Origin of the sequence: Candidatus Spongiihabitans sp., from assembly GCF_965247905.1 — a bacterium.
Classification (GTDB): domain Bacteria; phylum Pseudomonadota; class Gammaproteobacteria; order Arenicellales; family Poriferihabitantaceae; genus Spongiihabitans.
This window is the reverse complement of sequence record NZ_OZ252047.1, coordinates 1,829,250-1,853,768: the sequence shown is the minus strand read 5'-3', so window position 1 is coordinate 1,853,768 and position 24,519 is coordinate 1,829,250. Positions and strand designations below refer to the sequence as shown.

20 protein-coding genes, 3 tRNA genes and 1 pseudogene are annotated in these 24,519 nt (G+C 51.5%); 18 read left to right on the top strand and 6 right to left on the bottom strand.

Annotated features, from left to right (window positions below; all coding sequences use genetic code 11):
* Positions 1-6: 6 nt before the first annotated feature.
* The 3 genes and pseudogenes from ACP158_RS09520 to ACP158_RS09510 form a co-directional block, all read right to left on the bottom strand.
* Complete coding sequence (locus ACP158_RS09520) at positions 7-1,128, bottom strand: putative 2-aminoethylphosphonate ABC transporter ATP-binding protein (RefSeq protein WP_424945909.1); 1,122 nt, start codon at positions 1,126-1,128, stop codon at positions 7-9.
* 111 nt (positions 1,129-1,239) lie between these two features.
* Entirely contained in the window at positions 1,240-2,265 is a 1,026-nt protein-coding gene (locus ACP158_RS09515) for a putative 2-aminoethylphosphonate ABC transporter substrate-binding protein (protein WP_424945908.1), read from the bottom strand.
* A 133-nt stretch (positions 2,266-2,398) separates the two neighbouring features.
* Positions 2,399-3,398: pseudogene (locus ACP158_RS09510) on the bottom strand (IS30 family transposase).
* 670 nt (positions 3,399-4,068) lie between these two features.
* On the opposite strand from ACP158_RS09510, the gene ACP158_RS09505 reads away from it, so the two are divergent.
* Positions 4,069-6,243 (top strand): RelA/SpoT family protein, encoded by a 2,175-nt coding sequence (locus tag ACP158_RS09505; RefSeq protein WP_424945907.1) that lies wholly within the window; start codon positions 4,069-4,071, stop codon positions 6,241-6,243.
* Between the two features lie 114 nt (positions 6,244-6,357).
* Here the strand turns inward: ACP158_RS09505 and ACP158_RS09500 are convergent, their stop codons facing one another.
* The 3 genes from ACP158_RS09500 to uvrA all read right to left on the bottom strand — a co-directional run bounded on the left by ACP158_RS09500 (position 6,358) and on the right by uvrA (position 10,000).
* The gene (locus ACP158_RS09500) at positions 6,358-6,642 is read right to left on the bottom strand and encodes a type II toxin-antitoxin system RelE family toxin (protein ID WP_424945906.1); all 285 of its coding nucleotides are present in this window, start codon (positions 6,640-6,642) and stop codon (positions 6,358-6,360) included.
* 3 nt (positions 6,643-6,645) lie between these two features.
* On the bottom strand, positions 6,646-6,897 hold the full coding sequence (locus ACP158_RS09495; protein WP_424945905.1) for a type II toxin-antitoxin system Phd/YefM family antitoxin: 252 nt from the start codon (positions 6,895-6,897) through the stop codon (positions 6,646-6,648).
* A gap of 265 nt (positions 6,898-7,162) precedes the next feature.
* A complete protein-coding gene (gene uvrA, locus ACP158_RS09490; RefSeq protein ID WP_424948442.1) occupies positions 7,163-10,000 on the bottom strand; it encodes an excinuclease ABC subunit UvrA in 2,838 nt (945 codons plus the stop codon).
* A gap of 115 nt (positions 10,001-10,115) precedes the next feature.
* Between uvrA and ACP158_RS09485 the strand changes: the two genes are divergently transcribed.
* The 17 genes from ACP158_RS09485 (at position 10,116) to ACP158_RS09405 (ending at position 24,518) form a co-directional block, all read left to right on the top strand.
* Positions 10,116-11,342, top strand: coding sequence for an MFS transporter (locus tag ACP158_RS09485; protein ID WP_424945904.1), 1,227 nt, complete (start codon positions 10,116-10,118; stop codon positions 11,340-11,342).
* 172 nt (positions 11,343-11,514) lie between these two features.
* A complete protein-coding gene (gene ssb, locus ACP158_RS09480) occupies positions 11,515-11,997 on the top strand; it encodes a single-stranded DNA-binding protein (protein WP_424945903.1) in 483 nt (160 codons plus the stop codon).
* 482 nt (positions 11,998-12,479) lie between these two features.
* Positions 12,480-13,148, top strand: coding sequence for a pyridoxamine 5'-phosphate oxidase (gene pdxH, locus ACP158_RS09475; RefSeq protein ID WP_424945902.1), 669 nt, complete (start codon positions 12,480-12,482; stop codon positions 13,146-13,148).
* A gap of 116 nt (positions 13,149-13,264) precedes the next feature.
* Positions 13,265-13,355, top strand: a tRNA-Ser gene (locus ACP158_RS09470).
* 86 nt (positions 13,356-13,441) lie between these two features.
* Positions 13,442-13,518, top strand: a tRNA-Val gene (locus ACP158_RS09465).
* A gap of 163 nt (positions 13,519-13,681) precedes the next feature.
* The gene (gene thrS, locus ACP158_RS09460; protein ID WP_424945901.1) at positions 13,682-15,580 is read left to right on the top strand and encodes a threonine--tRNA ligase; all 1,899 of its coding nucleotides are present in this window, start codon (positions 13,682-13,684) and stop codon (positions 15,578-15,580) included.
* Positions 15,581-15,643: 63 nt separating this feature from the next.
* Positions 15,644-16,213 carry a translation initiation factor IF-3 gene (infC, locus tag ACP158_RS09455; RefSeq protein ID WP_424945900.1) on the top strand — a complete coding sequence of 190 codons (570 nt, stop codon included), beginning with the start codon at positions 15,644-15,646 and terminating at the stop codon, positions 16,211-16,213.
* Between the two features lie 130 nt (positions 16,214-16,343).
* Positions 16,344-16,541, top strand: a complete 198-nt coding sequence (rpmI, locus tag ACP158_RS09450; protein ID WP_424945899.1) for a 50S ribosomal protein L35 — start codon at positions 16,344-16,346, stop codon at positions 16,539-16,541.
* Positions 16,542-16,556: 15 nt separating this feature from the next.
* Complete coding sequence (rplT, locus tag ACP158_RS09445; RefSeq protein ID WP_424945898.1) at positions 16,557-16,913, top strand: 50S ribosomal protein L20; 357 nt, start codon at positions 16,557-16,559, stop codon at positions 16,911-16,913.
* Positions 16,914-16,927: 14 nt separating this feature from the next.
* Positions 16,928-17,641: a GIY-YIG nuclease family protein gene (locus tag ACP158_RS09440; protein WP_424945897.1), complete on the top strand. Its 714-nt coding sequence runs from the start codon at positions 16,928-16,930 to the stop codon at positions 17,639-17,641.
* Positions 17,642-17,680: 39 nt separating this feature from the next.
* Entirely contained in the window at positions 17,681-18,703 is a 1,023-nt protein-coding gene (pheS, locus tag ACP158_RS09435; RefSeq protein ID WP_424945896.1) for a phenylalanine--tRNA ligase subunit alpha, read from the top strand.
* A gap of 12 nt (positions 18,704-18,715) precedes the next feature.
* A complete protein-coding gene (gene pheT, locus ACP158_RS09430) occupies positions 18,716-21,151 on the top strand; it encodes a phenylalanine--tRNA ligase subunit beta (protein ID WP_424945895.1) in 2,436 nt (811 codons plus the stop codon).
* An 87-nt stretch (positions 21,152-21,238) separates the two neighbouring features.
* Complete coding sequence (locus tag ACP158_RS09425; RefSeq protein WP_424945894.1) at positions 21,239-21,559, top strand: integration host factor subunit alpha; 321 nt, start codon at positions 21,239-21,241, stop codon at positions 21,557-21,559.
* 5 nt (positions 21,560-21,564) lie between these two features.
* On the top strand, positions 21,565-21,942 hold the full coding sequence (locus ACP158_RS09420) for a MerR family transcriptional regulator (RefSeq protein ID WP_424948441.1): 378 nt from the start codon (positions 21,565-21,567) through the stop codon (positions 21,940-21,942).
* A gap of 68 nt (positions 21,943-22,010) precedes the next feature.
* Positions 22,011-22,087: transfer RNA gene (locus tag ACP158_RS09415), tRNA-Pro, on the top strand.
* 305 nt (positions 22,088-22,392) lie between these two features.
* The gene (locus ACP158_RS09410) at positions 22,393-23,445 is read left to right on the top strand and encodes an integrase core domain-containing protein (protein WP_424945893.1); all 1,053 of its coding nucleotides are present in this window, start codon (positions 22,393-22,395) and stop codon (positions 23,443-23,445) included.
* Positions 23,446-23,819: 374 nt separating this feature from the next.
* Positions 23,820-24,518, top strand: coding sequence for an HNH endonuclease (locus ACP158_RS09405; protein WP_424945892.1), 699 nt, complete (start codon positions 23,820-23,822; stop codon positions 24,516-24,518).
* Position 24,519 lies beyond the last annotated feature (1 nt).

Genomic DNA, 24,519 nt, shown 5'->3' with positions numbered 1-24,519 from the left:
GCGTTGCTACCGCCCCGCCGGGAATACCAAAATGCGCTTTGCCGGCAACTCCACTGTAATGGATTCCCCGATGGCGATGTTCATGCGCCGCACCGCGTTGATCGACATGTCGGCCGTCAGCGCTGCATTTCCCAGCGTGCGGCTGTTCAATGACACGCGCCAAAACGATCCCAAAAACTCCATAGTTTCGACGGCGGCGGCGAAGGTGTTTTCGGCGCGCTCGACATCGTCGGGCGCGCCCGCACCGTGCGGAACGATATCTTCGGGACGAATGGCGACGACCACGGGTTGCTCCGAGCGCAAATCGAATGTCCTGGTGGCTAATGTGCACTCCCCGACCGCGCAACAATCACCGCTTACAGCGCGTCCGGCGACCTGATTCATCTCGCCAATGAAGTCAGCCACGAATAATGTGTCGGGCCGGCGGTAGATTTCAGTCGGCGTGCCGACCTGCTCGATCACGCCGTGATTCATCACCACGATACGGTCGGCCATGGTCAACGCCTCCTCCTGGTCGTGCGTGACCATGATGGTGGTGACTCCCAGTCGCCGTTGTAACGTCTTCATTTCGTGGCGCAGATAGGTGCGCACTTTCGCGTCGAGCGCTGAAAGCGGCTCGTCGAGCAGTAACAAGCCCGGAGAGGTCGCCAACGCTCTGGTCAGGGCGACCCGTTGTTGCTCGCCGCCGGACAGTTGCGCCGGATATTTTTTCGCTTGATCGGGAAGGTTGACCAGTTCGAGCAACTTGGCAACACGTTTGGCGATGTCGTCCTTGCCCAGTTTTTGATTCTCCAACCCAAACGCGATGTTTTTAGCGACCGTCAGATTGGGAAACAGCGCGTAAGATTGAAACACAATGCCGAAATCCCGCTCCGAAGGCGGCAACGCCGAGATGTCCTTGCCGGCCTGATGCACGGTGCCGGCAGTCTGAATATCCAGGCCGGCGATAGCGCGCAGAAAAGTGGTTTTGCCGCAACCCGACGGTCCCAGGAAGCACACAAACTCACCTTCAAATACATCCAGCGACACATCGTCCAGCGCGACAAAATCACCGAACTTTTTTCGCAGCCGGTCAATCTGCAGAAAGGGCGTTGGGCGGGGAGAGTCGGTGGTTTGCGGTTGATTCATGCAGACTTATTGCCAGAGGTTGAAACGCTCAACAGTGCGCGGCGGAGCATACCGCAAAAGAAACGGCCTGACCAGAGAAACGGTCAGGCCGAATTGCACAGAGGAAGTTGATTACTTCGGATCAGATTTCGAATCGTAGCGGCTTTGCCATTCCGCCAAAATTCGTTTTCTGTTGTTGGCGGCGAATTCAAAATCGTTTTCGATCAATTTTGACAGCGTCTCCGGCGGGAAATGCTTGACCGGTTTCGCCAGGCCCTTGTAACCGATTACCGCATATGCGGTGTTATACATTTCCATCGCTTTTTTGCTGATCGACCAGTCCACCAAAGTTTGCGTAGCCGCGAGTTTATCGGTGCCGGCAACAATCGCGGTCGCTTCCATATCCCAGCCGATGCCCTCGCTTGGGATAATGATGTCAATCGGCGCGCCGGCCTCTTTGGATCTGGCGCCACGGAACGCGAACGAAATACCGATGGGAATTTCTCCGGCCGCCGCGAGTTTGCATGGCTTGGAGCCGGAATGGGTGTAGCGCGCGATGTTCTCGTGCAACGCGTCCATATACGCCCAGCCGTCCTCTTCGCCGAATATTTGCAGCCAGCTGGAGACATCGAGAAAGCCGGTGCCGGATGAATTCGGGTTCGGCATAATCAGATGGCCCTTATACATCGGCTTGATCAAATCCTTCCACGATTTTGGCGCCGTCAGGTTGTGCTTCGCGCTTTCGACGGTGTTGAAGCAAACCGCCGCAACCCACGCATCCATGCCGACCCAACTCGGCACCGAATCGCGGTCGTAGAATTTCGGGTCGAGATTTTCGAGCCCTTTCGGCTTGTACGGAACCAGCATCCCCTCGGACTTCATCAACAGTAGCGAAGTGGCGGCAAGCCCCCAGATCATATCGGCTTGCGGGTTGTCTTTTTCCGCCAGCAATTTAGCGGTGACAATCCCGGTTGAATCTCTCACCCACTTTATATTTATATCGGGATGATCCTGATTGAATGTGTCCGCGTAACGCTTGAGGTCTTCCGCCTCAACCGCAGTATAGACGGTCAAGTCGACCGCATTACCGGCACCACTAAACACCAGCAACAACGCCGCCAGCCCGCCTGATAATAATTTGCATAAATTTGTTTTCATTTCATTTCTCCACATTGGTTTTTAAAATTGACAACAACCAGAATCGCTTGCAACTCCCGGTACTCGATTGTCTGCTACGCACATTATAAAGCCCCTTTTCCAAAAGTCCAACATTTTGTATAGGTTCTTGGATTCAACCCCGAAGTGCAACCGGGGGGTCTATGCCGAATAGTGCCTGATTCGGCGTTTTCATGCCCAGGCATTTGCGCGGCCGGTTATTGATCTGGTCGACCACATGCGCCAGTTGCGAGGTGGTGATGGTCGACAGATCATAGCTTTTGGGGAAATACTGCCGTATCAACCGGTTGGTATTCTCATTGGTTCCTCGCTCCCAGAACGCATATGGATGGGCGAAATAGAAGTCGGCTTGCAGTGCGTCGCGGACCGCTTCATGGCTGGCGAACTCGCTGCCGTTATCCGCGGTCAATGTGCACCCGGTGTTTGATCGCGGCCAGGTTTCTAATCAGCGCCGCGCCCACCACCGGCGCCTTCCGGTTGGGCAGGATATCAATGTATACAAAGCGCGTGGCGCGCTCGACCATGGTCAGCATAACGGCGGTATTGTTTTTCCCATGCACCGTATCCAACTCCCAATCGCCGATGCGGTCTCTTTTCTCGACCAACGCCGGGCGCTGCTCGATCGACACCCGATTGGGGATCGAGCCCGGCCGCGCCTTGCTACCGTAACGTTTCTTCCACTTTTTCTGGCAGCGTAAGTGCTGATACAGAAGACCGCCGTGGTGCTTGTCGTTGCGAATGTACCGGTAGATCCACTCATGGCTAACCGCCAGCCATCCGGCTTTCCCCAGCCACAGGCTGATCTGCTGCGGGCTCCACTTCTCATGCAGCAGCCATTCGATGAGTTTCCAATCTTGCCGGCTAATACGCGCCCTGGACTTGCCTGCTCGGCGCGCCAGGGCCTGCTTGTGCGCCCCGGCGGGACGATAAGCACCCGCTCCGGCGGTGCGCCGCCGCACACGCCCCCGATTGGGGCCATTTCGGCGTATCTCCCGGCTGAGGGTGCTTTTGTTGACGCCGATAATATCGGCGATGGCTTGTTGTGAATAGCCTTGCTTCAAGCCATTGGAAATCTGGTATCGTTGCTCACTGGTGAGGTGCGTGTAGCGTTTCATATGGCAACTCCTTATATTGATTTGGGAAAATCAAGATGCTACCGCATCTCACCTTTCCTTCATCGGTGAAGTTGCACTTCGGGGTTGAATTCAAGCAGCACCATCCATGACGGTTGAGGCAAATATAAAAACCGGCATAGACGACTCGTATTTGGATGTAGACGAAAACGGCTCTGCCGACCGCAAGGACGGCATTATGGTTATACGATACATGGTTGGTCGCAGAGGCAACGCACTCATAAGCGACCAAAGCACGGCATCCCCTGCGATGGTTGAAGATAATATAGAGGCGCTAATGCCAGCGAGCCCTTAAGCCGTCGGTGAAGGCTGATATTTGCGGATGGGCGCGCCGCCTGCTGATTCGGCTTGGCCTGGATGCCCGGTTTCCTCATGCGCTTGCTGGTTCACTGGCGGTATCGGCAATCGCCCCGCTGCGGTATGATTGGATACGCTTCGCTTTTGATTCGCATCGGGCGGTCTCCTGTGATTTAAGTGAATGGATTTCACTTCAGGCTGCCCGATTTTTTATCCTCTTATAGTCGCATAGGTGTCTGAGCCTATACCGACTTACATTCATTGAATAGCATAAGCTATCTTGCGCTTGGAAACTGAACTGAAAACGAAAGAATAAAGGGGATGCCGCCCTTTTATTGCCGCACCTATAATTACAGTGTCTTCATTACAAAACTTCCAAGACCATTGGGCAATCGATCAAGTGATGTCCTGGCTGGAATCGGCTTGCCCAAGAAAATTCGGCGATGGAGAAGAGGGCGAGGGTATCGAATCGGGTTTGCAGATGGTTGGGGTTTTGCAGGATTTGGAGATGGATGCGGTGGGGTTGATGGCCGGGTTGCTGCAAGGATTCATGCCGCTTTCCGACTCGGAGTCCGAGCGCGTTGAGACGCAATTTGGTGCGGAGGTGATTAAATTATGCCGCAGCATAAATCGAATGCGGCAACTATCCGACCTGTTGAGCGTCGGCATCCCCGGTCGCAGCCGCGCTGAAACGGATGAGGAAAATCTTCGCAAAATGCTGATTGCGATGGTGGATGATGTGCGCGTGGTGCAAATTTGCCTGGCCAATCAATTGATTTTACTCAGGGCGTCAAAATCAAAAACCGCGGAGTTTCAAAAATTTCAGGCGCGGCTGACCCAGGAGGTTTATGCGCCGCTGGCCAATCGACTGGGAATAGGGCAACTTAAATGGGAGTTGGAGGATTTAGCGTTTCGTTACTTGCACCCCGATACTTATCATGCTCTGGCTCGCGCGCTGCAAGAAAAACGACCGGCGCGGGAGCGGTATATTGCGCGCTTGGCGTCGGCAATACAAACTCGCCTTCGCGCCGCGGCCATCACCGCCGAGGTGCAGGGCCGCCCCAAGCATATCTATAGCATTTGGAAAAAAATGCAGCGCAAGGATTTGGAGTTCGAGCAATTATGGGATCTCAGCGGCATGCGAATTCTGGTCGATAATGTGGAGCAGTGTTATTCGGCGTTGAGCGCGATTCATTCGGCTTGGAAGCAGGTTGCGGATGAATTCAGCGATTACATCGCCATGCCCAAGAGTAATGGCTATCAATCGATTCATAGCGTCATCGTCGGCCCGGAAAATAAAAAAGTGGAAGTTCAAATTCGCACTTATTCGATGCACGAAGAAAACGAGTTGGGCGTCGCCGCGCATTGGCGCTATAAGGAAAAACTCGGGCCGGACAATGGCATCGACGCCAAAGTGGCGTGGTTGCGGCAACTGCTGGACTGGAAAAACGAGGTCATGCGCAATGACCAGGCATCGACGGCGGGGAAGCAAGCCAGCGATGGCGTGGATGATGCCGGCCAAAAAGATTTGCGCCACCAGGAGCGAATTTATGTGTTCACCCCGAAAGGAACCATTGTGGATTTACCGGCTGGATCGACGCCGATAGATTTCGCTTACGCGATTCATTCCGAAGTCGGTCATCGAACCCGCGGCGCTAAGGTCAACGGCAAGATGGTGCCGCTAAACTACCCGTTGCAAACCGCGCAGCAGGTGCATATCCAAACCGTTAAAACCGGCGGTCCAAGCAGGGATTGGCTGCGTAACGACCTGGGCAATGTTCAGACAAATAGAGCGCGCAGCAGAATTTTGCAATGGTTTAAGCATGTGGACTACGATCAAAATGTGTCCGAGGGCAGGGGCATGCTGGAACGGGAATTGCATCGTCTTGGCCTGGAGGATCTCAGTTACGAAAAAATAAATCGGCATACGCATTTTCATAAAATAGATGATTTATTGGCCGCAATCGGCGCCAAGGATTTCAAGTTATCCAAGGCACTTCATCCGTTCAAAACGATTTTCAGGCCGACCTTGGACGATGAATTGGAGACGATTGCCCAGTCTCGGCAACCAACAAAAAAGCAAAACAAAGACAGCCTTAGTGTGCAGGGCGTAGGCAACTTGCTGACGCGCATCGCCAAGTGCTGCCAGCCCGTTCCGGGCGATGAAATCATCGGATTTATTTCTTCAGGACGAGGGGTTTCCATTCATAGAAAAAAGTGCAGCAACATACTGAATCTCGATGAAAACTCAACCAACCGACTGGTTGATGTGGATTGGGGACAACAATCCCAGTCATCTTATAACTTGGGATTGCGGGTAACCGCCTACCACCGCAGCGGACTGTTGCATGAAATTATAGAGTTGCTGAAAGCGGCCAATGTGGATGTGCTGAAAGTGAATATGGAGACCGATCAAGAACACGTGACTCGGTTGCGGTTTCGTCTTGAGATTTCCGCGGCAATGCGACCCGAACAACTAATCAGGCGATTATCTTCAATACAAAATGTGTTTGAAGTGAGCAGAGGCTAGAGACGCAACGTGCCGTAGCAGGATTTGCTTGGAGATGCCTCTGGGGTATTGAGGTGCCGCAGACAGCACACATAACAATACTCGATTTTGCGCTCACAAAAAACAAAGTGTCTGTTAAATTTTATGCCGTTGTTTGAGTAGATTATAAACCTTTTCATCTTCTCTTTTGCCAACAACAAAAATTATCATTGCATTATCTTGGACTTCATAAGCCAATCTAAAACCTGATTTTTGAAGTTTTATTTTATAAACCGCCTCATAGCCTCGTAACTGATCTTTTGGCACTTTAGGGTTTTTTAATCGTTGCGCTAATTTTTTCTTAAATTGTGTTTTGATACTAGCATCTAATTTTTGCCATTCCTTTAATGCCTTTGGATGAAACTCTAATTCATAAGCCATTATTTATAGCGCATCCAGTGACACTTTAATCGGAGTGCTGCCATCGCTCAACCTATCGCCTACCTGTTGAGATAACAAATAATCATCCGCCATATTAAGTAATTGCTCATACCTATCAGCAGGCACTAAATACGCGCTCGGGGTATTGTGATTTAAAATAGCAACTGCGTTACCGCCTGCGCGGGCTAATAACTTAGTGGGCGAGGCTTTGAGTTCGCTAATGCTGGCAGTGTAGTTTGATAATATGGTGTCCATAGTCATAAAAAAAGTATTTAATTAAGTGCTTATTTTAATACCATTAGAGTATAAAAGCAAAAATAATTAGGGTTGGAAGTCATTAAATTGGATTTTAGATGATATTTTTAACGCCATCGGCAAACAAGAATTTTTGTAACATTATCGGCAGAAAAAGCTGTTGGTCATCAAGCAAGCCTTGATTTTATCTCGCCCTTCTAACTGTCGACGGCATCGGCTTCGCCATTCCCGCCGATTTGCCTCTGGCGTATTGAACGACGGGTTGCTAGGTTTGTCTCCGCCGCAACAGCGGTTTTAAGCAAGCGCCGGTGTAGGACGCCTTGACTTTTGCGACTTGTTCCGGGGTGCCGAAGGCGACAATTTCGCCGCCGCCGTCGCCGCCTTCCGGGCCCAGGTCTAAAATCCAGTCCGCGGTCTTTATCACATCCAGATTATGCTCGATGACCAGCACCGTGTTGCCGTGGTCACGCAAGCGATGCAGCACGGTCAGCAACTGGCGGATGTCGTGGAAATGCAGACCGGTAGTGGGTTCATCCAAGACATAGAGCGTTCTGCCGGTATCGCGTTTTGACAACTCGCGCGAGAGTTTCACGCGTTGCGCCTCGCCGCCGGAAAGCGTGATCGCGCTTTGCCCAAGGGTAATATAGCCCAGCCCGACATCAAGCAAGGTGTCCAGTTTTCGCTTAATCACCGGAATGGCTGAAAAGAATGCGGCAGCGTCTTCAACGGTCATTTCCAGAATTTCGCTGATGTTTTTCCGTTTATACCGCACCTCAAGGGTTTCACGATTATATCGTTCGCCCTTGCAGACATCGCAGGGAACGTAAATATCAGGCAGAAAATGCATCTCCACGCGAATCAATCCGCCGCCCTGGCACGCTTCGCAACGACCGCCTTTTACGTTAAATGAAAACCGGCCGGGTTTATAGCCGCGCGCTCTGGATTCCGGGGTGTTGGAAAATAAATCACGAATAGGGGTGAACAATCCGGTATAGGTGGCCGGATTCGAGCGTGGCGTCCTGCCGATTGGGCTTTGATCAATTGAAATAATTTTATCGAAATGATCGAGACCGGATATCTTTGCATAAGGCAGCGGCCTTGCCCGTATCAGATGCAATCGCTGGGCCACGGCCGGGTACAGTGTGCCGTTGATCAGGGTGGATTTGCCGGAGCCGGACACGCCGGTGATGCAAGTGAACAATCCCACCGGGATTTTTGCACACATATTATTCAAATTATTCCCGCTGGCATCGACAATTTCAAGCGTTCGCTTCGGGTCGGCGGCGGTGCGCGATGCTGGCACTTCGATGCGTTCCTTGCCGCTCAAGAATTGTCCGGTGATGGAATTTTTTTCGTTAATCACTGCCTCCGGTTTGCCCTGAGCGACAATCGCGCCGCCATGATTGCCGGCGCCCGGCCCGATGTCGACCACATGGTCGGCGTTGCGAATCGTTGCTTCGTCGTGTTCGACGACGATGACGGTGTTGCCTAAATCCCTGAGATGAAACAAGGTTTTTAATAATCGGGCGTTGTCTCGTTGATGCAGGCCGATCGAAGGCTCGTCCAGGACATACATGACGCCGACCAGACCGGAGCCAATTTGCGATGCCAGCCGGATGCGTTGCGCCTCGCCGCCCGACAAGGTTTCCGCGGCGCGCGACAATGACAAATAATTCAGCCCGACATTGATTAAAAATCCCAGCCGCGCCTTGATTTCCTGCGCGATTTTGTGCGCGATTTCAGCCCGCCTGCCGTGCAAATCCAGGTTTTCGAAAAACTCCAAGGTTTTTCCCACTGGCAATTTTGTCAATCCGTGAATGCTCTGCCCGGCGATGAACACATGACGCGCCGCGCTGCGCAATCGGCTGCCGCTGCAACTGCCGCATGTTTTGACGCTCATGTATTTGGCCAACTCCTCGCGCGCAGAAGATGATTCGGTTTCGTGATAGCGGCGGTTGTAGTTATTGATGACGCCTTCAAATACATGCCGTTTCTCAAATTTCCGCCCCGGTCTTATATAGACAAAATTAATCAGTTCATCGCCGCTGCCATAAAACACAATGTCCCGATGCTTTTTTGCAAGCGCGCTAAACGGGGCTTCGATATCAAATCCATAGTGCTGGGCCAGGCATGCAAGTTGCGTATGATAGTAGCCGCTGCGTCGATCCCAGCCTGGAATTGCGCCAGCGGTCAAGGCCAATTCGGGGTTATGCACAATACGCTCCGGATCAAAGAATTGGCGCACGCCTAAACCGTCGCAGTCGCCGCAAGCGCCAGCCGGATTGTTAAACGAGAACAGCCTGGGCTCCAGTTCATCCAGACTGTATCCGCAGTGCGGGCAGGCGAATTTGCTTGAAAACAAAAGAGTTTGTTGAACATTTTTCTGGTCGTCCAGCAGCGCAACTGTTGCCGTGCCGTCGGCAAGGTTCAACGCGGTTTCAAAAGATTCCGCAAGCCGTTGTTGATTGCCCTCTCTGACCACCAGGCGATCGACAATCACGTCGATATCGTGTTTATAGCGTTTGTCCAGTTTTGGCGGATCATCCAGCTCAACGGTTTGGCCATCAATGATGGCTCGTATATAACCCTGAGAATGCAGTTCGCCGAGTAACTGATGGAACTCGCCCTTGCGATTATTGACCATCGGCGCCAGCAACATTAATCGGGCGCCTTCGGGCTGCTCCATGATCAAATCGACCATCTGACTAATCGTTTGCGCTTCCAGCGTAACCTCGTGCTGTGGGCATTTGGGGTCGCCAATTCTTGCAAACAACAAACGCAGGTAGTCGTATATTTCGGTTACGGTGCCGACTGTGGAGCGTGGATTGTGAGAAGCGGATTTTTGTTCTATGCTGATTGCCGGCGACAGTCCTTCGATCAAATCCACATCGGGTTTTTCCATGATCGACAGAAATTGCCGTGCATAAGTGGACAGGGATTCCACATAACGCCGCTGTCCTTCAGCGTAAATGGTATCGAACGCCAGCGAGGATTTTCCCGACCCCGATAATCCGGTAATGACAATCAATTTGTCCCTTGGCAGGTCGAGATCCACCGATTTTAGGTTGTGGGTTCTGGCGCCGCGAATTTGAATTTTTTCTATGCTCACAACAATCCCTTTGAAAAAGAAAATCTAAAAAGCAAACCTGATACTATACCCGCCCTTTGAGCGCGGGCAATAACCCATTGGAAAATATTTTCACGCCGATAACGGCACCATGTTAACCACGGCGATGTCGCCGACCGAGCGCACAGCGGTGTTCGCGCTAGCCAGTATTTTTTCGCTGCGCATGTTCGGCCTGTTTATGCTGTTGCCGGTGCTGGCTATTTATGCCGATGAACTGAGCGGAACGACGCCGCTATTGCTAGGGTTGGCGTTAGGGGTTTACGGCTTGACCCAAGCCATTTTTCAACTGCCATTCGGCCTGTTGTCAGATCGCATTGAGCGCAAGAAAGTCATCGCCTGCGGGTTAATCATATTTGCGGCTGGCAGCATCATTGCGGCGTTGGCGGACTCCATTCAGTGGTTGATAATCGGCCGGGCGGTGCAGGGCGCGGGTGCGATATCCGCGGCTGTGCTGGCGTTGAATGCGGATTTAACCCGCAGCGAGCAGCGCACCAAGTCCATGGCAATCATCGGCATCAGCATCGGATTCACTTTTCTGATGTCTTTGATTTTAGCCCCGATCCTGCAAAGCGTTATCGGCGTCGATGGATTGTTTTGGTTGATTGCGGTGTTGGCGATAATGGCGATTGGGGTGCTGTATAAGGTGGTTCCGGGCGTCGCGCCGAGTGCCGAGCGCGACCAGCATCTCCCGCCACGAGATCGGTTGCCGGGTCACCTTGAAGGCATACTGAAAAATTCTCAATTGATGCAACTCAATTTTGGAATTTTAATATTGCATCTTGTTTTAACCGCCCTGTTTTTGGTGTTGCCCAACTTGCTAATAACTCAAAGTGGATTGTTACTATCCGAGCACTGGAAACTGTACACGCCGATCCTGCTGGCATCGGTATTGGGCATGATGCCGTTTATCATCGCCGGCTCTAAACCGAAATTCGCAGGCATCGCTTATCAGACGGCGATTTCCCTGCTGCTCATTTCCCTGATTACGCTGGCAGTCGGCCGAGATTATTCGTTAGCCTGGTTGCTGGCATCGATTACCTTGTTCTTCAGCGCATTTAATGCCCTGGAGTCATTGCTGCCGTCCCTGGTGTCCCAACTCGCGCCAGCCAATAGCAAGGGCGCCGCGATCGGAATTTATAACACCTTTCAATTTTCCGGCATATTTTTGGGCGGGTTGGCGGGCGGCTGGATATTGGGCATGCAGGGCGTGACCGGTGTTTTTGTTTTTTGCAGTGTTGCGGTTTTTGGATGGCTGCTGGTTTCCTGTTTTGCCGCCCATTTTAATCTGACTAAAAATAATCGAAATTGGAGCGCTTAATCACTCGCAAACAAGCGAACGGATTGCTAAAATAGCGCAACTCAATGGCATTGAGAATGGCATTGAGGATGCAACATTGTTTGTGGCGAGACAGTGGTTGCTTGCAGGTAGACGAAGAAGTCTGCGACAACGCCAACATTGAACAACATATTAAGACCAAAGGAGGTCAACAATGGCAAGAGGCATTAACAAGGTCATACTGGTGGGAAACTTGGGCAAAGACCCGGAAATCCGTTATACCCCAGGCGGTGCGGCGGTGGCAAATATTACCCTGGCAACCAGTGATTCATGGAAAGACAAACAAACCGGGGAACAGCAGGAGCGCACCGAATGGCATAGAATCGTCTTTTTCAATCGCCTGGCGGAAGTTGTCGGGGAATATTTGAAAAAAGGATCGCAGATTTACGTTGAAGGGCGAATCCAAACCAGAAAGTGGCAGGACCAAAGCGGTCAGGATCGATACACGACTGAGGTTGTTGGCAATGAAATGCAAATGCTGGGAAGCCGGAGCGGTGGAAGTTCAATGGCGTCCAGCGATGCGGGCTTCGATCAATCCGCGCCGCCAGACGATTCATCGGAAAAATCGGCGGCCGGAAAATCGGCGGTGAAACCAGCGAGTGCAACAGACGATTTTGATGACGACATTCCATTTTAGACAGCCGTTTGGTGCCATGAAAATAAGGGTTATGAAAATAAGGGTTAAAATGTGACAAAAGTCACATAATTATTTTTGTAAGCAATGGATAATCCGATTACCCAAAACATGCAACCAATGGATTGGATAAAAAGATCGGTAGGCTCATCAAGGTAAGGACTGAGTACTGAGCGGTATCAGAATGCGTGGTTGAATAAATCGGATACTGATACTGCCAAGGAATTTCTTTGCATGACAACGGGTTAGCCCAAGCCGTAACGGCTTGGGCTTTTTATTGCAAGCAAACAAACCGCGCCGCCTGAGACTGCCTGAGATTGCCTGAGATTACCTGAGGCTATTTGGCTGACACTATCCTCTACGTTCTAAACTTGTTTTCTTGTATCTGGCGCGGGCGCAGGTGAAATAGCTCACCCTTCAATGACAACGAAGGCAGTATAATCCGGATCAGGTGGGTTGAAATTGCCTGCGCATTATGGTCATAGATGAAAAACCTGAAACAACTTAAACAACAATATTCTGATGCTGGAATCAGCCAGGATGGCGTCTGCAAAGACCCGGTTGAGCAGTTCCGATTATGGCTTGATCAGGCGGTTGATTCGGGCCTCGCCGAAGCGCATGGATTTTGCCTTGCCACCGTATCAGAAGAATCCAAGCCATCCCTGCGCACCGTGTTGATGAAATCCTGCGACCACGATGGTTTGGTTTTTTACACCAACCACGATAGCCGCAAGGGGCGGCAACTCGCAGAGAATAACCAGGTTTCGGCATTGTTTCCCTGGTATGAACTGCATCGTCAAATAAACATCGAAGGCACGGTGACTCGGGTCAGCGATCAGTTGTCCATTGAGTATTTTAAGTCCAGACCCCGAGACAGCCAGATCAGCGCCTGGGCCTCGCGTCAAAGCGAGACGATTGCGTCGAGGCGGGCACTCGAACAACAACAATGGCAAATAGAACAAAAATTCAGCGGTCAGGAAATACCGCTACCGACATTTTGGGGCGGCTACCGTATCAAGCCTGACCGTTTTGAGTTTTGGCAAGGGCGCGCCCACCGATTGCATGATCGAATTCTTTATATCAAAAAAGACAGCGCCCGCCAAGATAACCGCCACAAAGACGATCAATGGGAAATTGTGCGGTTATCTCCATAGCGGCAATGCCAGGATATATTCTGAGGGGTAGGCAACTTGTTATCAGGAAAATCTTGTTATACCCTTCGCCGCCTTTGTGGCCGCGAACAAATTGGGCAAACTGACTTGGCAATAGCGGAGAGGTGTCTGAGTGGTTGAAAGAGCACGCCTGGAAAGTGTGTATACGTTGATAGCGTATCGAGGGTTCGAATCCCTCTCTCTCCGCCAACCAAGTCGGGCGGACCGATACAATGCGGATTGATACAATTCATTGAATTAGGGCGCTGCAATGTGTAAACTCCCGCGCTCTCGGCAGGCGCGTAGCTCAGTAGGTTAGAGCACCACCTTGACATGGTGGGGGTCGGTGGTTCGAATCCACTCGCGCCTACCACAATCATCTATTTGGTTTGGTTTATTGTATCTTGTATTTTCGTTCCACCTTTCAATGACCTTTTTGCTTCGAGTCTTCATATGCGCTCTTCGGGCGCGCTCTTCAGTCGTGAGCGCCACTGACCGGGTGCCGCAAACATTATTGCCGCACATATTGTAGTGTAATGCCACAAATTTCCCTTCCCGACGGCTCAGTTCGTGCTTACGATAACCCATTGACCATTGCCGAGGTCGCCAAGGATATCGGCCCCGGCCTTGCCAAAGCGGCCATCGCCGGCAAAGTAAATGGTGAAATTGTCGATGCCAGCGCTTTGTTGACCGAAGATTGCGAAGTGGCCATCGTTACCGCAAAAGACGATGCTGGATTGGAAGTCATTCGTCATTCGACCGCGCATTTGCTGGCTCAGGCGGTTAAGCAACTGTTCCCCGAAGCGCAGGTTACGATTGGCCCGGTGATTGAAAATGGGTTTTACTACGATTTTTCCTATGCCCCGGGATTCTCGGAAGACGATCTTGAGGCTATCGAAAAACGCATGGCGGATTTGGCGAAAGCGGATTATCCGGTTGAGCGATCGGTGATGGAACGCGCTCAGGCGGTCGAGTTTTTTCAGCAGCAGGGCGAAATATATAAAGCCGAAATCATAGCCGACATCCCGAAAACAGAACAAGTTTCGCTCTATGGGCAAAATGATTTTATCGACTTATGCCGCGGACCCCATGTTCCGAGCACCGGGCATTTGCAGGCCTTCAAGTTAATGAAGGTTGCCGGCGCCTATTGGCGCGGCGACTCAAACAATGAAATGCTGCAACGAATTTATGGCACCGCCTGGGCCGACAAAAAACAACTGAAAGCGTACCTGCGACAACTCGAACAAGCCGAGAAACGAGATCACCGCAAACTCGGCAAGCAACTAAATTTGTTTCATATGCAAGAAGAAGCGCCGGGCATGGTGTTTTGGCATCCAAAGGGTTGGGCGTTGTATCAGGTGTTGCAGCAATACATGCGCGCCGAACAACGAAAACGAAACTACCAGGAAATCAATACCCCGGAAGTGGTGGATTTATCCTTGTGGAAACGCTCGGGTCACGCCGATAAATTTGGCGGCGACATGTTTTCGGTGGAATCAGAGGGGCGGAAATTCGCGCTCAAGCCGATGAACTGCCCGTGTCATGTTCAAGTCTTCAACCAGGGACTGAAAAGCTATCGCGACTTGCCGTTAAGATTCGCTGAATACGGGTCATGCCATCGCAATGAATTATCCGGAGCTTTGCATGGCTTGCTGCGGTTGCGTGGATTCGTGCAGGATGATGGCCACATTTTTTGCACCGAACAACAAATACAAAGCGAAGTCGGCGAGTTCATTGATTTTTTGCATCATGTCTATCGCGCGTTCGGATTTACCGAAATTATCTATCGGCTGGCAACCCGCCCCGAGAATCGAGTGGGCAGTGATGCAAGTTGGGACAAAGCCGAAGCGGCATTGGCGCAGGCCTTGGACGACAAAAACCTGCCTTGGGAAATGCTGGAAGGCGAGGGCGCATTCTATGGGCCGAAGATTGAGTTTTCCTTGAAAGACAGCATCGGCAGGATTTGGCAATGCGGCACCATGCAGGTGGATTTTTCCATGCCCGGCCGGCTCGACGCGCAGTATGTTGACGAACAGGGTCGCCGGCAAACGCCGGTCATGCTGCACCGCGCGTTGCTCGGAACCTTTGAGCGTTTTATCGGGATTTTAATCGAACACTGGGAAGGCAAGTTCCCGGTTTGGTTCGCGCCGGTTCAAGCCGTGGTCATGAATATTACCGACAAACAGTCTGAATATGTCCTAGAAATTGCAAATACATTGAAAAAACAGGGTTTCAGAGTGGAAGCGGACTTGAGAAACGAAAAGATTGGCTTTAAAATCCGCGAGCACACGTTGCAGCGTATCCCCTACTTGCTTATAGTCGGCGACCGCGAAGTTGAAACAAAGTCCATAGCCGTTCGCGCGCAGAATGGAGAAGATCTTGGTTGCATGTCTGTTGAGCGGTTCATTGCCGATTCTCTAAGTGGCGACGCTTAAAAATCAGGTCGGTTGAGGCCGTATAATCGCGGTTGCAACCGGATTATTATCCAGATTATTTTATTGGCGAATGGCCATACAAAATATTATGGTAAATATTATGAGGAAGAAGACATAGCAAAACAAAAATCGATTTGCATCAACGATCAAATCAAAAGTGACCCGGTGCGGGTTATCGGATTGGATGGGGAACAAATAGGCATAATTTCACTGAAAGAAGCCCGTTCCGCAGCGCAACAAGTGAATCTGGATTTGGTGGAAATTTCGCCGAATGCGGATCCTCCGGTTTGCAAGGTGATGGATTACGGCAAGCATCTGTATAGCGAGAGCAAGAAACGCCACGGCGCAAAAAAGAAGCAGAAACAGGTTGTCGTCAAAGAGATTAAATTTCGCCCCGGCACCGATATCGGCGACTATGACATCAAGGTCAGGAAACTGACCGAGTTTCTCGGCGCCGGCAACAAGACCAAAGTCACCATGCGTTTCCGTGGCCGGGAGATGGCGCATAAGGAACTCGGATTATTGATGTTGAATCGGGTTGAGAAAGATTTAGCGGAAATCGCGGAAGTTGAGCAGGCGGCTGCGCTGGAAGGTCGCCAGATGGTTATGGTGCTGGCGCCGAAGCGGGGATAGTCGCGGTCGCGACAAGTGCCGTTGTAAAACGGTTTGCGAATGACGAGAAGTAGTCCATTCCAGAACTACCATCGTTGTCATTAATAATCATGGCGGCGCGAACTCGCGTCGTCAAAATACTGGAGTCAAGATGCCAAAACTTAAAACAAACCGAGGCGCGGCCAAGCGCTTCGCGCGCACAGCGACCGGCAAGTTCAAGCGCTCGCAATCTCACGCACGTCATATTCTGACCAAGAAATCGACCAAGCGGAAGCGTCATCTCCGTTCTGGATCATTGGTTCATGCCGCAGATCATGCCGCGGTGAAACAGCTGCTTCCATACGCCTGATCGGGGGACGAGAATATGCCAAGAACTAAAAGAGGGGGCACCGCAAAGGCCCGACACATCAAAGTCCTGAAACAAGCCAAAGGTTATCGTGGTGCTCGAAGTCGGTTGTATAAAGTGGCCAAGCAAGCGGTTGATAAAGCCGGGCAATATGCCTACCGCGACCGCCGACAGAGAAAACGCCAGTTTCGCGCGCTGTGGGTGGTGCGCATCAACGCTGCCGCGCGCAACAATGGAATGAGTTATAGCCGATTAATTGCAGGCTTGAACAAAGCCGAGATCGAACTCGACCGAAAAATTTTAGCCGAGTTGGCGGTCAACGACAAACCCGCTTTCGCGGCCCTCGCCGAACGCGCGAAAGCGGCGTTGGCGTGAGGGGGGTGGACGACATGAACGACGCGGATGACGCGCAGCAAAAGGGCGCGGTTTATTGTGTGACCAATTCGACCATGCCGGATTTGGTGAAAATCGGATTAGTTGAAAACGGCAACGCCGCTACTTTGCCGGAGCGACTAAAAAAGCGAATGAATCATCTTTACAATACCAGCGTGCCGGTGCTGTTTGATTTGCATTACGCGGCGGCGACGGACAACCCGCAACTAACAGAGCGCAGATTGCACGATGCATTCCAACCCGCGCGCGTCAATCCTAATCGAGAGTTCTTTCGCTTGGATCCAGAGCAAGTCGTCGCGGCGATGCAGTTGACCGGTGGCGAGCGGGTTACGATAAGCGCCGAGCCGAGCGACGACGCCGATGACGGGATTACTCAAGCCGACATCAATGCACACGATCAATCGCAAGCGCGCGAAACCAAACGGTTGTCCAACTTTAAATTTTCCATGGTTGATATTTCACCGAAGGCGGAGCTGAGTTTCTCTCGCGACCGATCCATCACCGCCACGGTGCATGGTGATAAAACAATAATTTTTGACGACGAAGAAATGTCACTCTCCGTCGCGGCAAATAAAATTTTGAGTAGTGACAGCAACATAGTTCGTGTTGCCGGCCCACATTATTGGAAATACGATGGCGAGATGCCCAACGAAAGACGCAAGCGCATGGAAAAGGAAAAAGCAGAAGCGGAATCAGATTTGAACGAATGACAAAACCGCCGCCAGGTTGTCATTGCGGTCGCTAAACTCGTGACCGAAAAAACCGACCTCGCTAAACTCTCGGCGACTGCACGCCAAGCCATCGCCGCCGCCGAATCGTTGGCGGCGTTGGACGCATTGCGCGTTCGCTATCTCGGCAAGAAGGGCGCAATCACCGCGCAACTGAAAAGCATCGGCGGACTGGCACCGGCGCGGCGCAAGGCGTTCGGGCAGCAACTCAACCAACTCAAAGGCGAGATACAGCGGTGGCTGGAAGCGCGCCGCGCTGAGCTCGCCGATGCCGCCGTAACCGCGCAACTGCAGCGCGAGCGCATTGATGTGACGCAGCCGGGACGCGGGCAAGTCGCGGGAACGCTGCACCCGATCACGCACACCTTGCAACGCATGGAGGCGATTTTTGATCGGCTCGGTTTTGACATCGCCACCGGTCCCGAGATTGAGGACGACTACCATAACTTCGAGGCGTTGAACATCCCGGTCAACCATCCGGCGCGGGCGATGCACGACACTTTTTATATCGACCACCATGTCGTGCTGCGCACCCATACCTCGCCGGTGCAAATCCGCTACATGGGCATTAACCAACCGCCGATTCGGGTGATTGCGCCGGGCCGGGTTTTTCGCTGCGATTCGGATGTGACGCATACGCCGATGTTCCATCAACTCGAAGGTCTGGCCATCGATACGAACATTACTTTCGCCGACCTCAAAGGGATACTGATTCATTTCATCCGCGAGTTTTTTGAAAAAGATCTCAAAGTGAGATTCAGACCTTCCTATTTTCCGTTCACCGAGCCGTCGGCGGAAGTGGACATGGGATGCGTGTTTTGTGACAGCAAGGGTTGCCGAATTTGCAAGCAAACGGGATGGCTGGAAATATTGGGCTGCGGCATGGTTCATCCAAAGGTGCTCAAATACGGCGCGGTTGATGATCGTAAATATAGCGGCTACGCGTTCGGTCTCGGCGTTGAGCGGTTGGCGATGTTGCGTTATGGAGTTAATGATTTGCGCTTGTTTTTTAACAATGACCTGGCGTTTTTAAGGCAATTTTAATGACCCGCGGGCATGTTGATTAGCGAATCCTGGCTCAGAGAATGGGTTTCACCCAAGCTCGGCTGCGACCAACTGGCAGAGAGATTGACGCTGGCTGGGCTTGAGGTGGATGCGGTGGAATCCGCCGGGCCCGCGCTGGATAACAAGAGAATAGTGGTTGGGCAAATCGTCTCGACTGAACCCCATCCCAATGCCTCTCAGCTTCAGGTTTGTGAAGTTGATGTGGGCAAATCCAGGCATCTTTCCATTGTCTGTGGTGCGGTCAATGCGAAAACCGGGATGAAAACCGCGGTGGCGCTGGCTAACGCCAGGTTGCCAGGCGGGCAGGCGTCGGCCGGTGAAATACCGGCCTGCGAAATACCGGCCTGCGAAATACAGACATACGAAATACACGGAGTCAAATCGAACGGCATGCTGTGCTCGGCCGCGGAACTGGGCCTCGCCGATTCCTCTGATAGCATATTGGAGTTTGATGCTGGCGCGGAGGTGGGCCGGGCGGTCGGGGATTATCTCGATTTGCAGGATCATGTTTTTCAATTGGAACTCACGCCGAATCGAGGAGATTGCCTGAGCATTGCCGGGGTGGCAAGGGAAGTGGCGACGCTGACCGGGGCCAGGCTGAAGATTCCCGAAATTTCTAAATCCAAGGTCGTTTCCCGAACCGCGCTTAAGGTTCGGTTAAAAGCGCCAACAGGGTGTCCGCGTTACCTCGGCCGCGCCATAACGAATATTGATATGCAGGCGAAAACGCCGGATTGGATGGCGGAGCGGTTGCGCCGCTGCGGGATGCGCAGCATTAATCCGATCGTCGATATTACCAATTACGTCATGCACGAACTCGGCCAACCCATGCATGCCTTTGACTTAAAAAAAATTCACGGCGGCATCGTCGTGCGGATGGCGAAAAATGGCGAAAAAATCAAGTTGTTGGACGGTCGTTCGGTAAAACTAACTAAACATAATCTGGTGATTGCCGACCACAGCAAAGCCATCGCCCTGGCTGGAATTATGGGGGCTGCCAATTCCGCGATCTCCGGCAAATCCAAGGATATTTACCTCGAGTCCGCATTCTTTTCTTGCGCCGCAATTTTGGGCAAGGCGCGACAATTGGGCCTGCAGCACACCGATGCCTCGCATCGGTTCGAACGCGGTGTTGACATCGAGCTTCAACTCAGGGCAATGGAGCGGGCGACGGCATTGGTTGTTGATATTGCCGGCGGGCAAGCCGGGCCCGTGACCCATGCGGTGGAAAAATCAGCATTGCCAAAGGCGGCGAATATCGCTTTTCATAAATCTGAAATTCAGCGGCTGTTGGGCATAACCATTCCGAGCAGCAAAACCGTATCGATAATGAAAAATTTGGGGATGTCGGTACGCGCCGCTAAAACTGGCTGGCAGGTTAAACCGCCAAGTTGGCGCTATGATATTCAAGGTCAACACGACCTGGTCGAAGAAGTTGGCCGTTGTTTTGGATTCGAAAAAGTGCCGACGCGCATGCCGAATACCGAGTGCAGAATCGGCGGCCACCCTGAAAACAAGATTTCCTTATACGACCTTAAACAAACCCTGGTTCATCGGGGTTATTATGAAGCCATCACCTATAGTTTTGTTGATGCAAAATTTCAAAAACAATTGCTCAACAAAGGCAATGCAATCCGTTTGGTAAATCCCATCGCCGATAACATGTCGGTAATGCGTCAGAGTTTATGGCCCGGATTGTTGGAAGCCCTGAAATCCAATCTAAATCGCCAGGAAGACCGGGTACGATTATTCGAGACCGGTCAGGTCTACGCAAAGGCGCAAAATTCCCGAAAAAGCGAAGAAAAATCACGTCTTGGTGGGGTAGCCAGCGGACTGTCCTTACCCCGGCAATGGGGCAGCCCGGCTGCTGAAGTTGATTTTTTCGATATAAAAGGCGATCTCGAAGCATTAATCAATCTAACCGGATCAGCGTCTGATTTTAAGCTGCGACAAGCCCGGCATCCGGCGTTGCATCCGGGGCAATGCGCACAAATTCTCAGCGGAAAAAAACGCATCGGCTTGGTCGGCAAGTTACACCCGGCCCATCAAAAATTTTATGGCATCGACCAGGCGGTCTATTTATTTGAAGTTGATCTTGAGCCATTGTCCTCCTGTTTATTGCCCGTTTTTTTGGATATTTCCAAATTCCCGTCGGTGCAAAGAGACCTGGCGGTTTTAGTGGACCAGGAGGTTAATGCGCAATCAGTCCTGGCGTTGGTGCGGTCATCCGCGGGTGAATTATTAAGGAATTTGGAATTATTTGACGTCTATAGAGGCGATCCTCTGGAAAAAAACAAGAAAAGTTTTGCTTATCGCTTGACCTTCCGGTCAGAATCAAGCAATCTTACCTCCTCGGAAATCGAAGCGGTTATGGAAAAAATTGTCGGGGCGCTTGAACAAAAAATGGGCGCTCGCCTTCGAAAATAAGGGTCGAAGTCGACCCACCCAAAACTGACGCACATAATGATGCAGTGGGGCTAAACTAAAAATGCAAAACCGGGATGACCGCGACAGATGACCGTGACCAAAGCAGATTTGGGCAATACATTGTTTGATGAGGTCGGATTGAACAAACGCGAGGCCAAGGACTTTGTTGAATTGTTTTTTGAAAAAATCCGCCTGTCTTTAGAGCGTGGTTCTGCGGTCAAGCTATCTGGATTTGGCAGCTTCACGCTTAGGGACAAAACCTCTCGGCCGGGACGCAATCCAAAGACCGGGGAAGCGGTGGCAATTTCGGCCCGGCGAGTGGTCACTTTTCGCTCGAGCCAGAAATTAAAGGAAAACGTGATCGGCAACTCCTTTGAATTAACCCAAAAGCTGGGGCGTAAAAGGTGATGACAATGCTTGATCCAGGCGGCTTTGAACTGCCGCCAATCCCGACCAAACGATATTTTACCATTGGCGAGGTCAGTAAATTATGCGAAGTCAAACCGCATGTATTGCGCTATTGGGAGCAGGAATTCCCGCAATTAAAACCAGTCAAACGCCGCGGCAATCGCCGCTATTATCAGCGTCGCGAAGTTAAACTGATTCGGCATATCCGCAAATTGCTCTACGTTGAAGGGTTTACGATTAACGGCGCGAGAATTCGACTTGAGCAGATTGCCGCTGAAAATGAGACCACGACATCCTCCCCGACAGTTGCCAATCAAGATGCGAGCAAGATGGTGTCCCTGCTGGTTGCGGAATTGACCGAGGTGCAGGAAATCCTGGGCTAGTTTCTGCGCGGGCGACCTTCGGTTAACTGCAGCCGCCAGAATGTCTATATTAAAATCTTAAAATTATTCGGGGTGTGGCGCAGCCTGGTAGCGCACCGCAATGGGGTTGCGGTGGTCGGAGGTTCAAATCCTCTCACCCCGACCAATACCCGGTCAAATAAATGAAGCAATCAGGATTATTTGCTGGATTTTCTTGACTGACATCATGATATGTCCGGGCTCAGACACAAATGAGACTATTAGCGGATAATCTGTTCTATGATTTGGCTGGATTTAACCTGACCACTCTGGAGTGGTCAGGTGGCTTGGCGAGGCTAAAGCCTCACTTCCGGCAATCATGCCCATCTCGGAAGCGGGACTTTAGTCGCGCAATCTGCAACTGACCTTGACGACCTGATTTTGTCTCATACAGGGTGAACCCGGACATGATATGCATAGGCTCAGATACTTTTGGCACTCCTCAACCCAAGAGGAGATGCCATGCAAATCCAGCATATTGGCTACCAAATAAGAGGGTTTTACCGCGTTGCCAAAATAGGGCATCGTTGGCCGATGAACCCTCATGCCCAAAAACGAATCGACATCCTGCGCTTCTGGGAAGTGCACGGCACCGCCGCCACCTGCGATGCCTTTGCAGTCAGCCGCCGCACCCTCTACCGCTGGCAGCAAACACTCGCCCAAGCCGGCGGCGACCCGGCAGCCCTGACACCGCGATCACGAGCACCAAAACGCCGCCGCCAAGCACTCTTCCGGCGTGAAGTGGTGGACGAAATCCGCCGCTTGCGCAAGGTCCACCCGAACATCGGAAAACTCTCTTTGTCGGTGCTCATCAAAGCCTGGTGCCACACCCATAAATGCCCCATCCCCAGTGTCTCCACCATCGGACGCATCATCGACCGGGAGCCCGATAAAATGCGCCACGCACCGCTCGGCTGGATCGCCGCGGACGACACCAAGCCACTGCGCCAAACCCGCAAAACACGCCGCCCCAAGGGCATCTCTACCGCCCCCATGGAACTCGCCTGCGATACCGTAGAGCGCGTCCGTGATGGCATCCGACGCTATATCTTCACCTTCATCGACCCCTGCTCGCGCTTCGCCTTCGCCTGGGCGTCCACCACCCGCAGCAGCAGCCGCGCCGCACATGCCCTGCGCTCCCTTATCGCCCTGACCCCAACCACCATCCGATACCTCCTCTCCGACAACGGCTCGGAGTTTATGAAAGACTTCGAAAGCGAACTCAAACGCCATCACATCACCCACTGGTGGACCTATCCGAGGTCGCCCAAAATGAACGCCCATTGTGAACGCTTCAACCGCACCATTCAGGAGAGTTTCATCGACTACCACGAGGATTTACTGTTCACCGATCTGGATGCTTTTAACCGAGAACTGGCCGACTGGCTGGTGTTTTACAACACCGAACGACCCCACCAGGCATTGGCCCTGCTTTCTCCTATACAATCCCTGATGATTAACCAACCGGAGTGCCATATGTTGTGAACCTATACATCCTCTGGCAATGCCAGATCAAGTACATTATTGTTTGTCATGTGTGGCGTGCTCCTTGTTGTTTATCAATCAGTCTCGAAAACCGATCTCAACAAGACACGCCGTATATTTCAAATTTCTTCAAACACCAGATTTGGGTATAACTCGAAGATGTACCGTCCTCAGCTTAATCCACGATCTTGAGGACGGGCAGGTCACTACATAATGTCTAGGCACCTACAGAGCGAACTATCTGCTGGCTCTGGGAACTACTCATAAAGATGCGATATTATACTTCATTGCGAGGTCTGCTTAGCTATTATGTTTCTCGAATGCATACATGAAATCTCGGGTAGTTAAGAATCTGAAAGGATTGAATTAGATATATGTCGATAAGTAATAAAGCCATAAAACTATTGTGGTCGAATGCAGCTGGTCGTTGTTCGTTCACTGATTGCAACGAGAGATTAACGGTTAAGCAAGCGGCACATTCAGCTCCGCACACTCTAGGCGAAATGGCTCATATCATGGGTAAGAGGAAAGGATCGAATCGTTACAATGTAGCGCAGACCGATAAGCAAAGAGACAGCTACGAAAACTTAATCTTGCTATGCCCCACCCACCACACCCTAATCGATAAACCAGAAAATGAAAGAACCTACTCGGTTAATTTGCTTACGAAGACTAAAAGTGATCATGAAGCTAGCATCTCTCGACGCTTGGATGCCGTAGAGATTGCTGATGTTGATACCCTAAAAGATCATATCGCTATTTTTCTCGCCGAGAACCGTCAAGTATGGCTTCAATACGGACCCTCGTCTGAGAATGCGCGCAAGCATCCTAATAGTGATGCAGTATACGCAATATGGCTCTCTGAGAGACTCTCCACGATTGTCCCAAATAATAGAGTGATTGGCGGCCTACTTAACAACTACCGAAACCTATTCGATAGACCTGCTCAAGGAATCGTTAGTCAGTTTCTAGTCCACGTAAAAAGCTACGAAAAATGGGTTAATGATGAAATTCCTTACCAAGCAGTTTTGCGGTTCCCAGTTGAATTTGAAGATCTAATTAAAAGGGATTAGA